Origin of the sequence: Paenibacillus durus (assembly GCF_000756615.1) — a bacterium.
Classification (GTDB): Bacteria; Bacillota; Bacilli; order Paenibacillales; family Paenibacillaceae; genus Paenibacillus_AQ; species Paenibacillus_AQ durus.
The window spans coordinates 4,372,374-4,386,165 of the sequence record NZ_CP009288.1 but is presented as its reverse complement, the minus strand read 5'-3'; the positions used below and the strand labels follow the sequence as shown (position 1 = coordinate 4,386,165).

At 54.7% G+C, this 13,792-nt stretch carries 11 protein-coding genes; all 11 read left to right on the top strand.

Annotated elements, in window-relative coordinates:
- The first annotated feature begins 4 nt into the window (after positions 1-4).
- A complete protein-coding gene (mraZ, locus tag PDUR_RS19055) occupies positions 5-442 on the top strand; it encodes a division/cell wall cluster transcriptional repressor MraZ (protein ID WP_042207701.1) in 438 nt (145 codons plus the stop codon).
- Positions 443-477: 35 nt separating this feature from the next.
- Entirely contained in the window at positions 478-1,431 is a 954-nt protein-coding gene (gene rsmH / locus PDUR_RS19050; RefSeq protein ID WP_042207700.1) for a 16S rRNA (cytosine(1402)-N(4))-methyltransferase RsmH, read from the top strand.
- A 26-nt stretch (positions 1,432-1,457) separates the two neighbouring features.
- A complete protein-coding gene (locus tag PDUR_RS19045; RefSeq protein ID WP_042207699.1) occupies positions 1,458-1,847 on the top strand; it encodes a hypothetical protein in 390 nt (129 codons plus the stop codon).
- Between the two features lie 45 nt (positions 1,848-1,892).
- Positions 1,893-4,124, top strand: a complete 2,232-nt coding sequence (locus PDUR_RS19040; protein ID WP_042207698.1) for a penicillin-binding transpeptidase domain-containing protein — start codon at positions 1,893-1,895, stop codon at positions 4,122-4,124.
- Between the two features lie 115 nt (positions 4,125-4,239).
- Positions 4,240-6,165, top strand: a complete 1,926-nt coding sequence (locus tag PDUR_RS19035; RefSeq protein WP_042209521.1) for a stage V sporulation protein D — start codon at positions 4,240-4,242, stop codon at positions 6,163-6,165.
- 44 nt (positions 6,166-6,209) lie between these two features.
- Complete coding sequence (locus PDUR_RS19030) at positions 6,210-7,697, top strand: UDP-N-acetylmuramoyl-L-alanyl-D-glutamate--2,6-diaminopimelate ligase (protein WP_042207697.1); 1,488 nt, start codon at positions 6,210-6,212, stop codon at positions 7,695-7,697.
- Positions 7,694-9,097: a UDP-N-acetylmuramoyl-tripeptide--D-alanyl-D-alanine ligase gene (locus PDUR_RS19025; RefSeq protein WP_042207696.1), complete on the top strand. Its 1,404-nt coding sequence runs from the start codon at positions 7,694-7,696 to the stop codon at positions 9,095-9,097. Before PDUR_RS19030 ends, PDUR_RS19025 begins: the two co-directional genes overlap by 4 nt.
- Before the next feature lie 21 nt (positions 9,098-9,118).
- Entirely contained in the window at positions 9,119-10,084 is a 966-nt protein-coding gene (gene mraY, locus PDUR_RS19020; protein WP_042207695.1) for a phospho-N-acetylmuramoyl-pentapeptide-transferase, read from the top strand.
- A gap of 3 nt (positions 10,085-10,087) precedes the next feature.
- The gene (gene murD, locus PDUR_RS19015; RefSeq protein WP_042207694.1) at positions 10,088-11,509 is read left to right on the top strand and encodes a UDP-N-acetylmuramoyl-L-alanine--D-glutamate ligase; all 1,422 of its coding nucleotides are present in this window, start codon (positions 10,088-10,090) and stop codon (positions 11,507-11,509) included.
- Positions 11,510-11,560: 51 nt separating this feature from the next.
- On the top strand, positions 11,561-12,658 hold the full coding sequence (gene spoVE, locus PDUR_RS19010) for a stage V sporulation protein E (RefSeq protein WP_042207693.1): 1,098 nt from the start codon (positions 11,561-11,563) through the stop codon (positions 12,656-12,658).
- Positions 12,659-12,663: 5 nt separating this feature from the next.
- Positions 12,664-13,779: an undecaprenyldiphospho-muramoylpentapeptide beta-N-acetylglucosaminyltransferase gene (gene murG / locus PDUR_RS19005; protein ID WP_042207692.1), complete on the top strand. Its 1,116-nt coding sequence runs from the start codon at positions 12,664-12,666 to the stop codon at positions 13,777-13,779.
- The last annotated feature ends 13 nt before the right edge of the window (positions 13,780-13,792 follow it).

Genomic DNA, 13,792 nt, shown 5'->3' with positions numbered 1-13,792 from the left:
GCCAATGTTTATGGGGGAATACCAGCATAGCATTGACGATAAAGGCCGTATCATTATTCCGGCCAAGTTTCGTGAGCTGCTCGGCGTCTCTTTTGTGGCCACCCGCGGACTCGATTCCTGCCTTTTCGTTTATCCCATGGAAGAATGGGCAATCATGGAACAAAAGCTGAAAAGTCTGCCGCTCATGAAGAGCGACGCCCGTGCGTTCAGCCGTTTCTTTTTCTCGGGAGCGACGGAATGCCAGTGGGACAAGCAGGGGAGGGTGACCCTTCCCGCTAATCTGCGTGAGTATGCGAAGCTGAACAAGGACTGTGTTATTCTGGGCGTATCGAACCGGGTGGAAATCTGGAACAAGGAGCTTTGGGAACAGTACTTCGGGCAGTCGGAAGAATCGTTCAACGAGATCGCCGAGAAGCTGGTGGATTTCAACTTTGATTTATAATTTATTTACCGAATACTGTCTTGGAGGGATAAGTCTTGTTTCATCACATCACGGTTCTGAAGGAAGAAGCGACGGAGGGCTTACATGTCAGAGAAGACGGCATCTATGTGGATTGTACGCTCGGAGGAGCGGGGCACAGTGCCTTAATTGCTTCCCGCTTGGGCAGTCAGGGCCGGTTGATCGCGCTCGATCAGGACGACTGGGCCTTGGACAACGCCAAGGAAAAGCTGGCCGCCTTCGGAGACAAAGTTATCCTGGTCAAGACGAATTTTCGGGATTTGGAGGAAGTACTGAGAGCGCTGTCTATCGTACCGCAGAGGGACGGCATTCCTCAGGTGGATGGCATCCTGTTCGATTTGGGCGTCTCCTCCCCGCAATTTGATGAAGGAGAGCGCGGCTTCAGTTATAACCATGACGCTCCGCTCGATATGCGGATGGACCGGAGCGCCGAATTGACCGCTGCGGAAATCGTTAACACCTGGCCCGAACAGGAAATTGCCCGTGTGCTGTTCCAGTATGGAGAGGAGAAGTTCTCCAGGCGGATTGCGGGAAAAATTGTGGAGCGGAGAGCAGTTCGACCTATTAATAGTACGGGGGAACTAGCCGATATAATTAAGGAGGCAATTCCGGCCGCGACGCGCAGGACGGGCGGACATCCCGCCAAACGAAGCTTTCAGGGGCTGCGCATTGCCGTGAATGACGAATTGGGCGCTTTTGAAGAGGCCCTTCATGCGGCTGTGCGATGCTTGGCTCCCGGAGGCAGAGTTTCCGTGATTACGTTCCATTCCCTGGAGGACCGGATTTGCAAGCAAATCTTGAACAGCTATGTCGGCCGCTGTACGTGCCCGCCGGATTTTCCGTTATGTGTATGCGGAGGCGAAGGCCAGATGAAACTGATCAATCGCAAGCCGCTTACGCCCGGCGAAGAGGAGCTATCCTTGAATCCTCGCGCCCGCTCGGCCAAGCTGCGCATTGCGGAGAAATTGTAAAAAAGACGATAAAAGGAGAGTCAGAGATGGCCTATACCCGCGGCAATTTGGCTGTGCAGCAACAAAGGGAACCGAAAGTTAATCCACGCTACCGCGAAAAGACAAAGGTTATCACAAGGCGAACGGCGCTCCCCGTGCAGGAGAAGCTTCTATACCTCCTGACTCTAGCCTTATTCGTCCTAGTGTCCAGCGTCTTGGTATGGCGCTATGCCCACATTTACGATTTGAACAAGCAGGCGCAGAACTTAGATTCTGAGATTGCAAAGGCTAAGAAGAAGATTGCCGTTTATCAGAAAGAGAAGCAGGACCTGGAGCAGCAGATTCCAGCCAAGGCCCGTTCCTGGGGCTGGACCTCTCCTGACGACGAGCAGACGATTTTTGTTCCTCGGAATGTTGCTTATACTAATGAGAAATAGTCATAGGGATCGTAAGAACGCGAAAAAGAGTTGTGAGGTTTGCGTATGATAAAAAGAATAAAGCTTCGCACGCTGTTCATAGGGGGATGTATTACCCTCTTTTTTCTTGTTCTGGTCGGACGGGTATTCTATATTCAGGTGCTTCAAGGGGATTTTTGGCAACAAGAGGCCGCAAAGACTTGGGCGCATACGACAATTATCAAAGCCCTGCGCGGAGAAATTACAGATCGCAACGGAAATGTCCTTGCCAGCGACGTACCCGCTTTTACGGTGGTCGTGGAGCCGGACGTCATTCATGAGCGGGGCCTTCGAGACGAAGTCATTCAGGGACTGCATGAGATTTTGAACAAGCCGGTTTCGGAACTCGAAGAACTGATCGATGCGAAGGATAAGGACGGCAATTTATACAAGAACCGCGAGGTGCGCAACGAGGGCTGGAAAGTCGATCAGGAAGTGGCCGACAAGATTGCCGAGTTCGCGAAAAAGCTGGAAGAGAAGCATGATATCCGCGAAATCGGTATCGGCACGGTCAAGGACCAGAAACGCTATTATCCCAAAAACTCGCTGGCCGCTCATATTCTTGGGTATACGAACCGTGAAGGCAACGCCGTGGCCGGGCTTGAGTATTTCTACGACAAGCAGTTGAGGGGAATGGACGGAAAGCTCAATTACCAGAGTGATGGCAAGGGCGTCAAGCTTCCGGATGCTGAGGAAAGCTACAAGCCAGTTGTCAATGGCGATAACCTCAAGCTTACTATTGACAGTACGATCCAGTATTACATCGAAGATGCCATGAAAGAGGCCTACGCGGAATATCAGCCGAAGAGCATGACGGTCATTGCCGCCGACCCGAACACGATGGAGATTCTGGGCATGGCCAATCTGCCCACCTTCAATCCCAATGAATACTGGAACACGCAGGATCAGGCCGATTTCTATAATCATGCCATCAAGTCCATTTATGAGCCGGGGTCGACGTTTAAAATCGTGACGCTGGCGGGCACGGTGCAGGAGAAGCTGTTCGATCCGAACGCGAAATTTCAGTCGGGCTACATCATGATCGGTAGACGACGTCTTAATGATATGCATGGAGGTTGGGGGAGAATTACCTATCTGGATGGCGTGAAGCATTCCAGTAACGTGGGTTTTGTCAAGCTGGGCTATGAAATGCTTGGGAAAGATAAGCTTGTTAAATATGCTGATGATTTCGGCTTCGGCCAAAAAACGGGGATTGATCTGCCTGGGGAAGCGAAAGGCTTAGTCAAGCCGTATTATGAAGTGGATTTCGCCACTCTGGCTTACGGTCATGGGAAGGTGCAGGTCACCCCGATCCAGCAGCTCGCCGCGGTATCGGCGGTCGCCAACGGCGGCAAGCTGATGAAGCCGTACGTGGTCAAGGAAATCGACGACCCGAATACCGGGAAAATGACCGTTACGAAACCGGAAATGGTGCGTCAGGTCATCTCAGCGGACACCGCCAAAAAGACGGGCAGCTATCTGGAGCAGGTGGTCGCCGATCAGAAAATTGGAACCGGGAAGAGAGCCTATATTGACGGTTACCGCGTGGCGGGCAAGACCGGTACAGCAATTAAAGTGGGTATCGATGGGAAGTATGATCCCACCAAGAATTTGGTCTCCTTCATCGGTTACGCTCCGGTTAACGATCCCAAGATCGCGGTCATCGTCATCATGGACGAACCGAAAGGAGATGTCGGCGGCGGCACGGCGGCGGCGCCGGTGTTCAAGAAGATCGTTTCCCAGTCTTTGGAGTATATGGGTGTTCCCAAAGTGTATGCGGATGGGGGCAAGAACGGAAAGAAGTCCGGGGATGATGCGGTGTCGGCGCGCACTGCTCCGAACATGGTCGGCCAAACGATGAAGTCCGCGAAAGAACAGCTCCTTGATCAGGGCTTTGATTTCGAAAGTGTCGGAGGAGGTCCGACAGTGGCCAGCCAGTATCCGTCCGCGGGTACGGCCCTTGCTTCCGGGCAGAAGGTATACCTGCTCAGCGAGCAGGGCGATAAGCCGACCATTCCCGATCTGCGCGGTGAATCGCTGCGTGACGCGCTTGAGGTGCTGAGCCTGCTGAAGGTCGGCATCCAGGTCAGCGGAGAAGGGTATGTCACGGAACAGAAGGAATCCGTGAATAACGGCAAAAAGCAAGTTGCATTGACCCTGAAGCCTAACAAGCAAGACGGACAAGACACCGAGACAGCCTCGGGGAAAACGACCGATCCGAATATCAAATCGGCCTCCCCATCAAAACCGGCCGGATAGTAACTCCGAACAGAACGCCGCATCCTCGAACTAGGCTTGTTCTAAGCCCTGTTTGTCCTGAATAGTCATGAAGAAAGAGCGCATGTCTATGCTTTGGAAAGCGGGGATGACAGAGATGAAAGTTTCGAATGTTGTGTCGCGGCGGCGGATGCTATGGACTCTGCTGGGGCTTGCCGTGTTATTCATAGCTCTGGTCCTGCGTCTTGCCTATGTGCAGCTGTCCAAGGGAGAAGAATTGTCAGCCAAGGCGGAGAATTCATGGCGCCGTAACATTCCGTTCACGGCCAAACGCGGCGAAATTCTGGACCGCGAAGGGACTGCACTGGCCTATAACATCAGTTCGCCGACCGTGTATGCCATTCCGGTGCAGGTCAAGGACAAAGAGGGGACGGCGGTAAAGCTGGCTCCGCTTCTGGGAATGACGCAGGAGAAGCTGGTAACCCTGCTATCAAAACGTGAATCCACGGTGAGACTGCAGCCCGGCGGACGCAAAATTACGATGGAGCTCGCCGGGAACATTCGTGATTTGCAGCTGCCGGGCATCGTTGTGGCCGAGGACAGCAAGCGTTTTTACCCTTATGGAGATTTGGCGGCGCATATACTCGGCTTCACAGGCATAGACAATCAGGGAATTACCGGGATCGAAAATGTCTATGACAAGCTGCTGAGAGGCATCGGCGGGAATATTTCGTATTTGTCCGATGCGGGGGGACGGCTGATGCCCGGCTCTTCGGAGAGATACGCGCAGCCCCAAGATGGCCTGAACCTCGAACTGACCATTGACAAGCAGATCCAGTCCATTATGGAACGGGAACTGGATCAGGCCATGGTCAAATATCAGGCCAACGCAAGCTGGGCGATTGCAATGAATCCGAAGAACGGGGAGATTCTGGCGATGGCAAGCCGTCCCGGTTATGAACCGGGCCAGTATAAAGAGTATGACTCCGCGATCTATAACCGGAATCTGCCGATCTGGATGACATACGAACCCGGTTCAACATTCAAGATCATTACGCTGGCTGCTGCGCTGAACGAGCACAAGGTGGATTTGCAGCATGACCACTTTTACGATCCCGGCTATATTGAAGTAGGCGGGGCCAGGCTGCGCTGCTGGAAAAAAGGCGGCCACGGTAGCGAAACATTTCTGCAAGTAGTGGAGAATTCCTGCAATCCCGGCTTCGTTGTTCTGGGACAGCGGCTCGGAAAAGACGCGCTGTTCCAATATATCCGCAACTTCGGCTTCGGCAGTAAAACGGGAATTGATCTGAACGGCGAGGAGAACGGCATCCTGTTCAAGCCGTCCCGGGTAGGGCCGGTGGAACTGGCAACTACAGCCTTCGGCCAAGGGGTATCCGTAACGCCGATTCAACAGATTGCGGCGGTGTCGGCGGCGGTCAACGGCGGGAAGCTTTACAAGCCGCATGTTGCCAAAGCGTGGGTCAATCCGGATACCGGGCAGACCGTATCCGAAGTGAAGCCGGAGATGATTCGTCAGGTCATCTCGGAGGAGACGTCGAAGAAGGTGCGCGAAGCGCTGGAGAGCGTCGTCGCCAAAGGAACGGGCCGGCCGGCATTTATTGACGGCTACCGGGTCGGCGGCAAGACGGGTACTGCGCAAAAAGTCATTAACGGACGCTATTCCTCGTCGGAGCATATCGTTTCTTTTGTCGGCTTCGCGCCTGCGGATGATCCGCAAATTGTCGTATACACCGCTGTGGACAATCCGCAAGGCATCCAATTCGGGGGCGTTGTGGCTGCGCCGATCGTGCAGAATATTCTGGAGGATTCCCTGCATTATTTGAAGGTGCCTCAGCGTAAAGATCAGCTGGCCAAGGTCTACAAGCTCGGGGAGACGCCCATTGATGTAGTACCGGATTTGGTCGGCGCTACAGCCCAGGACATTTACGAGGATATGAATATGAATTTCAATCTTGTCCGTTCTGGCACCGGGGATACGGTTATCAATCAGGCGCCCAAGGCGGGAACAAGAGTGGAACGGGGATCGACGATCCGGATTTATATGGGTTCTTCCAGTCCATAATGATAAAGAGAGATTATTCGATATAATGGAGCGAGGGATTGAAAATGAAACTTGAAGATTTATCATCCTGTCTGGCGGCTGCGCGTTTATACGGAAATGGCGGGATAGAAATTACCGAATTGCAGGCGGATTCCCGCCGTGTAAAGCCGGGTGATCTGTTCATCTGCCTGCCCGGATTTACCGTGGACGGACATGATTTTGCCCCTCAAGCCGCATCAAGCGGGGCGGCTGCGCTTGTAGTCGAGCGAAAGCTTGAAATCGATCTGCCGCAGATTGTGGTCGATGACAGCCGGTTCGCGATGTCCGTCCTGTCGAATGCATTTTTCAAGTCGCCCAGCAGCCGGATGAAGATGATCGGTGTTACCGGTACGAACGGAAAGACGACGACAACATATTTGATCGAACGCATCATGGAGGACCATGGTATAAAGACGGGGCTTATCGGAACAATTCAAATGCGCTATGGCGGGGACAGCTATCCGATGCCCCGGACGACGCCGGAATCGCTGGAGCTTCAGCGTTCTCTGAATGATATGGCGTCTAGTGGCGTGCAGTGCTGCGTGATGGAGGTTTCCTCGCATGCGCTCGAGCAGGGGCGGGTAAAAGGAACGGATTTCCGTACCGCCATTTTCACCAATCTGACACAGGATCATTTGGATTATCATCATACGATGGAAGAATACCGCGCGGCGAAGGGACTGTTCTTCTCCAGACTTGGAAATGTGATTTCCCCTTGGAAAGAAGAACGGAAATACGCTGTATTGAACGCGGACGACGCGGCAAGCTCCTATTTTGCGGCCCAGACGGCGGCGGAAGTCATTACGTATGGCATTGACAACGACGCCAACGTCCGAGCTTCGCAAATCTCCATCACGGCCAAAGGCACCTCTTTTCACGTGGACACCTTTAAGGGCGAAGCTGATATTTCACTTAAGATGGTAGGCAAATTCAATGTGTACAACGCGCTTGCCGCCATAAGCGCCGCTCTGCTTGAGGAAGTTCCGCTTGCGGATATCAAGGCCAGCCTTGAAGCAGTTCCGGGTGTAAGCGGGCGTGTGGAGTCGGTTGACGAAGGCCAGCCTTACGCGGTCGTTGTAGACTACGCGCATACTCCGGACGGACTGGAAAATGTGCTTCGCACAGTCCGGGAGTTCGCGGAGGGTAAAGTCCTGACCGTCTTCGGCTGCGGCGGCGACCGTGACCGGACTAAGCGGCCGCTAATGGGCAAGATCTCAGCTAAATACAGTGACCTCATATTGGTTACTTCCGACAACCCGCGTACCGAAGATCCGGCTGCGATTCTGAAGGATATTGAGGCCGGGCTGATCGAAGACAGCGTGGACCGCAGCCAATATGAGCTGATTGTCGACCGGCGCGAAGCAATCGTGAAAGCTATTGATATGGCAAGCCCCGGCGATGTAGTATTGATTGCGGGGAAAGGTCATGAGACCTATCAACTCATTGGCGGCGCTGTTCTCGATTTCGATGACCGAATCGTCGCCCAAGAAGCCATAAGGGGTCGAAGCCATTGATTACAAGAACATTGCAAAGTATCGCCGCCATGTGCGGGGGAGAGCTGTCCCCGGGCAGTGCTTCCGGTACAGAAATTACAGGAGTCGTTACAGACTCCCGAAAAATTACGCCCGGCTGCCTGTTTGTACCGCTGGTTGGCGACAGCTTTGACGGGCATGATTACAGCAGACTTGCGCTCGAAGCCGGCGCTGCCGCAACACTGTGGACGCGGGATAAAGGCGCCGCTCCGCAGGGAAATGCGGTTCTGGTGGATGACACGCTGGCCGCGCTGCAGCGTTTGGCATCCGCCTACCTTCAGGAAGTGGCTCCGCGCGTAGTCGCCGTCACTGGCAGCAATGGGAAGACAACGACCAAGGATATCATTACCGCCCTGCTGGAGACGCGATTTAAGGTGCACAAGACGCAGGGAAATTTTAATAATCACATCGGTCTGCCGCTCACCGTCCTGTCCATGCCGCCCGATACGGATATCGCCGTACTGGAAATGGGCATGAGCTCGCGCGGAGAAATATCACTGCTCTCGTCACTGGCGCAGCCGGACACCACCGTCATTACCAATGTGGGCGAATCGCATCTTCTCCAGCTTGGCTCGCGTAAGGAAATCGCCCGGGCAAAGCTGGAAATCACCGAAGGGCTTAAACCGGGCGGGCTGCTGATCTATAACGGCGACGAGCCGCTGCTTGCCGAAGTGATGGGTGAGCCGGGATTCGCGGCGCCGGAGGGCCTTAGGACGTTCCGCTTCGGGCTTGAGCCCGGGAATGACGATTATCCGACAGGAATCATGACGCATCAAGGCGGAACGACGTTCACTTCAAGCTGTCACGGCGAGCAAGCCTTTACGCTTCCGCTGCCTGGCACGCATAATGTCGTGAACAGTCTGGCCGCGCTGGCGGTGGCAAGCCATTACGGAGTGAACGAAGCAGAGATGGCAGACGGACTAAGCAGACTCAAGCTGACCGGAATGCGGATTGAGATCATCCGGACAGTCTCCGGCCTTACGCTGCTGAATGACGCCTATAATGCCAGCCCTACGTCAATGAAGGCCGCGATCGGTGTGCTTCAGTCCATGAAGGGTGCAGGCGCCAAAATTGCGGTGTTAGGGGACATGCTTGAGCTTGGGCCGGACGAAGCCGCCTTCCATGAGGAAATAGGGTCTTATCTGGACCCGGAGAAAGTTGACTTTGTCTTTGCATACGGACCGTTGTCCGCACATTTGGCAAAGGCCGCCGCACTTCGGTTCGGTCCGGACCGGGTATATGCTTTTACCGATAAGTCTGCGCTGACCGATCTGCTCATTAAGAAGACCGATAAGAAAGATATCGTACTGTTCAAGGCGTCCAGAGGCATGAGGCTGGAAGAATCGCTCCAGCATCTGCACGCCCATTTTGATCAAAGTTAAAGATTTGGAGAGGATGAACCCGTGGATTATCAACTGCTGCTTCTAACTATCGCCATATCCTTTATCCTTGCGGTCATTGCCGCTCCGCTCATCATTCCGCTGCTGCGCCGCTTGAAATTCGGACAGCAGGTTCGCGACGACGGGCCTCAAAGTCATTTGAAAAAAGCGGGAACGCCCACGATGGGCGGAATTATCATCATGCTGGCGTCCACCTTGTCTTTTCTGAAATTTTCCGTCATAAATACGGACTTTTATGTCCTTTTGGTAGCTATGCTTGGCTATGGCCTGGTCGGCTTCCTGGATGATTATATCAAAATCGCTTTTAAACGCTCACTTGGACTGACTCCGCGGCAAAAGCTGTTAGGACAGCTATTGGTGGGTGCCATCATATGCGGCCTGCTGATTTCCGCCGGACACAATACAAGCATCAGCATCCCGGGTACAGCCATCAGCTTTGACTGGGGCAGTTGGTTCTACTATCCGTTTATTATCCTCATGATGATGGCTGTAACCAATGCAGTCAATTTTACCGATGGAGTAGACGGATTGTTATCGGGCGTCAGCGCCATTGCGCTCGCTGCTTTTGCTGTAGTGGCCATGCAGGCCACTTCCATTGCGGCAGGAGTATGCGCCGCAGCGATGATTGGTGCGGTGCTTGGCTTTCTGGTGTTCAATGCTCATCCGGCCAAGGTGTTTATGGGGGACTTCGGCTCCTTCGGCATTGGAGGCGCGATTGGCGCCATTGCCATTGTTACCAAAACAGAGCTGCTGTTTGTCGTAATCGGCGGCGTCTTTGTTATTGAAATGCTGTCCGTCGTTTTGCAGGTCGCGTCCTTCAAGACACGCGGCAAGCGTATTTTCAGAATGAGCCCGATCCATCATCACTTCGAGCTTGGCGGCTGGTCGGAATGGCGGGTCGTCATTACCTTCTGGGCGGTAAGCATCGTCTTGGCTGTCCTGGGACTTTATATGAGCAAGGGGTTGTAGATAATGAAACATCCGGATATGTACCGCGATGAAGAAATCGTCGTTCTGGGGCTTGCGAAGAGCGGCGTGCAGGTGGCCAAGGTGCTGCATGAGCATGGCGCCGTCGTCACGGTTAACGACAAAAAAGAGAGAGAACAATGTCCCGAAGCTTCCGAACTGGAATCTTTGGGAATTTCTGTTATATGTGGAGGTCATCCGGACGGACTTGTCCACGAAGGCGTAAAGCTTGTCGTTAAAAATCCCGGAATCCCGTACAGCGTTCCGCCGGTTCAGAAAGCGCTGGAGCTGGGCATCGAGGTGGTGACGGAGGTGGAGGTGGCCTATCACCTGTGCGAGGCGCCGATCATCGGTATTACGGGCTCCAACGGCAAGACGACCACAACGACCTGGGTAGGAAAAATGCTGGAGGCCGCCGGTATGAATCCGATCGTAGCCGGAAATATCGGTACTCCGCTCACTCAGGCGGCGCAGGAAGCCTCTCCGGACAATTGGATGGTTGTGGAGCTGAGCAGCTTTCAGCTTAAAGGGACGGAAGACTTCCGGCCTAAAGTGGGCTGTCTGCTGAATGTGGCCGAGACCCATCTTGACTACCACGGCGATATGCGTGACTACGTGGATTCCAAAGCGAAGCTTTTTGCCAATCAGGGAGTGAGTGATACGGCTGTGCTTAACTGGGACGATCCGTATTGCAGAGGGCTTGTGCCTGGTATCAAGGCGGGTATTCTGCCGTTTTCTATGAGTGAAGAACTGGTGCAAGGAGTATTTGTCCGCCCCTCTTACGTGCCTGACACCGAGGATGACCTGAAACGCGTCATTATCTACCGCGACTATACAGAGAGTGAAACCGTAATCGCGGAGGTGGCTTCCATCGGTCTTCCCGGACGCTTTAATGTGGAGAACGCGCTGGCGGCCTGCGCTGTCGCCATTGCCGCCGGAGCGGACCCTGCCGGACTCGCCGAAACTCTGGCTTCTTTCCGCGGTGTGGAGCACCGGCTGGAATATGTCGCGGAAAAGGGCGGCGCGGCTTACTACAACAACTCCAAAGCGACAAACGCCAAGGCAACGTCGATGGCGCTTGCCTCGTTCCGCCAGCCGATCGTGCTGATTGCCGGCGGGCTTGACCGAGGATCGGATTACTTGGAACTGGTCCCGGTCCTTCAAGGACGAGTCAAAGCGCTGGTGGCGCTTGGACAGACGAAGGACAAGCTCGCGCATGTTGCGAAGCTCGCCGGATTAAAGACGGTTATCACTGTCGATAATGGAGACAGCGCCGCCTCGGTGCTGCAGAAGGCCGTGCAGGAAGCAGCGGCTCTCGCCGAAGAAGGTGATATCGTTCTGCTGTCGCCCGCCTGCGCCAGTTGGGACATGTTCACATCCTATGAAGTGCGGGGGCGTATTTTTAAAGAGGCGGTGCATAACCTGTAAGTAGGGAGGAATTGGATAAGCCTCCACTACGATGCAAGAGGTGTGCTCCCCATGAACAAGACTCGTCCTGCGCCGGATATTTGGCTGCTTATTCCGATTCTGGCGCTCCTGTCCATAGGCATGATTATGGTGTACAGTGCGGGCTCTGTGCTGGGCTTTCGCAATTATGGCGATTCCTTTTATTTTGTCAAAAGACAGCTGCTGTTTGCCGGGCTGGGTCTAGCCGCCATGTTCTTAACGGCCAACTTGGAATACCGGGTTTTGAAGAAGCTGTCCAAACCGGTGCTTATCGTCTGCTTCATACTGCTTGTGATTGTATTGATTCCGGGAATCGGCGTTGTACGCGGCGGCGCGCGCAGCTGGCTCGGCATCAGTTCCTTCGGCATCCAGCCCTCCGAGTTCATGAAGATGGGGATGATCCTCTTTCTGGCGAACTGGCTGAGCCGCGAGGATTATGACATCTCTTCATTCACGCGCGGGCTTCTGCCGCCGCTGGCCCTGATCGGGGCAGCCTTCGGACTGATCATGCTTCAGCCTGATCTCGGCACGGGGACGGTGATGATGGGGGCGGCCCTGATGATGATCTTTACCGCCGGGGCGAAAATGAGCCATTTGCTGGGCCTTGGCGCGGCGGGAGCCGCCGGATTCGCCGCGCTGGTCGCAGCCGCGCCTTACCGGCTTCAGCGGATTACCGCATTTCTCGACCCCTGGTCGGACCCGCTCGGCAAGGGCTATCAGATCATCCAGTCGCTATATGCGATCGGTCCCGGCGGACTTGGGGGGCTTGGGCTTGGCATGAGCCGCCAGAAATACAGCTATGTGCCCGAGCCGCAGACGGACTTTATTTTTTCCATCCTGGCTGAAGAACTGGGCTTTATCGGCGGACTTGCGGTGTTGACCTTGTTCCTCATCCTGATCTGGCGGGGAATGAGAGTGGCGATGAGCCTGCCGGACCGGTTCGGCAGCTATCTGGCTGTAGGCATCGTCTGCATGGTGGCGGTGCAGGTCGTTATTAATGTCGGCGTGGTCATCGGCATGATGCCGGTTACGGGCATTACGCTGCCGCTGATCAGCTACGGCGGATCTTCGCTGACGCTGATGCTTACAGCGCTTGGCATTTTACTTAATCTATCCCGTTATGCGAGGTGAAGGCAATGCGTATCGTATTAAGCGGCGGCGGCACGGGAGGGCATATTTATCCCGCCGTCGCCGTAGCAAGGCAGTTGGAGGCGGATGATGAGTCTTCCGCATTTTTATATATCGGCGGGACGCGCGGGCTTGAAAGCAAGCTGGTTCCACAGGAGAATCTTCCGTTTCGCTCGATCGATATTACCGGCTTCCGGCGAAAGCTGTCCCTGGACAATGTGAAGACGGTGATGCGTTTCCTCAAGGGCGTGAGGGAGTCCAGACGGATGCTGAAGGAATTTAAGCCCGATGTTGTCGTGGGAACCGGCGGATATGTCTGCGGCCCGGTGGTATATGCGGCCTCAAAGCTCGGCATTCCTACCCTGATCCACGAGCAGAACGCGATTCCGGGCTTGACCAACCGCTTTTTAAGCCGGTACGCGAGTACGGTGGCGGTCAGCTTCGAGGGGACCGAATCGGCTTTTCCCGGAAGCAAGCGCGTCATCTACACCGGGAATCCGCGCGCGACAACGGTTAGCAAGGCGAATCCGAAGCGAGGCTACGCAACCTTGGGCATACCCGAAGGCAGCATGGTCGTGCTGGTGGTTGGAGGCAGCCGGGGGGCAAAAGCAATCAATGAGGCAATGATCGAAATGGCCCCGCTTGCCGTTAAGGAATCCGGGGTTCATTACGTGTATGTCACGGGCGAACCCTATTACGAGGAGACGCGTAAAAGCCTGCGTCAGAAGCTTGGAACTCTCCCAAACTGGCTGCATGTGCTTCCCTATATTCATAATATGCCGGAAGTGCTCGCCTGCACTTCCCTGATTGTGAACCGTGCGGGCGCTTCTTTTATCGCCGAAATTACGGCTTTGGGCATTCCTTCCGTTCTTATTCCGTCTCCTAACGTCACGAACAACCATCAGGAAGCGAATGCGCGGCAGCTGGAACGCGCGGGAGCGGCCATCGTGATCCTGGAGAGGGATTTATCCGGACAATCGCTCTACAAGGCGGTTCGCTCCATCACGGACGACCCGGCCGTCCGGAAGCAAATGTCCGAGGCTTCGCTGGCGCTTGGGAAGCGCGATTCCGCGGCTCTGGTCGTTCAGGAGCTTCGTCGGCTTGCCGGTTCGCGCCGCAAGTGAACCGGCCTTTCGC

Excerpts from the sequence above, each read along its gene's own strand:
- PDUR_RS19030 (WP_042207697.1), top strand. The coding sequence starts at position 6,210 with ATGAAACTTGAAGATTTATCATCCTGTCTGGCGGCTGCGCGTTTATAC.
- PDUR_RS19040 (WP_042207698.1), top strand. The coding sequence starts at position 1,893 with ATGATAAAAAGAATAAAGCTTCGCACGCTGTTCATAGGGGGATGTATT.
- PDUR_RS19035 (WP_042209521.1), top strand. The coding sequence starts at position 4,240 with ATGAAAGTTTCGAATGTTGTGTCGCGGCGGCGGATGCTATGGACTCTG.
- murG (WP_042207692.1), top strand. The coding sequence starts at position 12,664 with ATGCGTATCGTATTAAGCGGCGGCGGCACGGGAGGGCATATTTATCCC.
- spoVE (WP_042207693.1), top strand. The coding sequence starts at position 11,561 with ATGAACAAGACTCGTCCTGCGCCGGATATTTGGCTGCTTATTCCGATT.
- mraZ (WP_042207701.1), top strand. The coding sequence starts at position 5 with ATGTTTATGGGGGAATACCAGCATAGCATTGACGATAAAGGCCGTATC.
- murD (WP_042207694.1), top strand. The coding sequence starts at position 10,088 with ATGAAACATCCGGATATGTACCGCGATGAAGAAATCGTCGTTCTGGGG.
- PDUR_RS19045 (WP_042207699.1), top strand. The coding sequence starts at position 1,458 with ATGGCCTATACCCGCGGCAATTTGGCTGTGCAGCAACAAAGGGAACCG.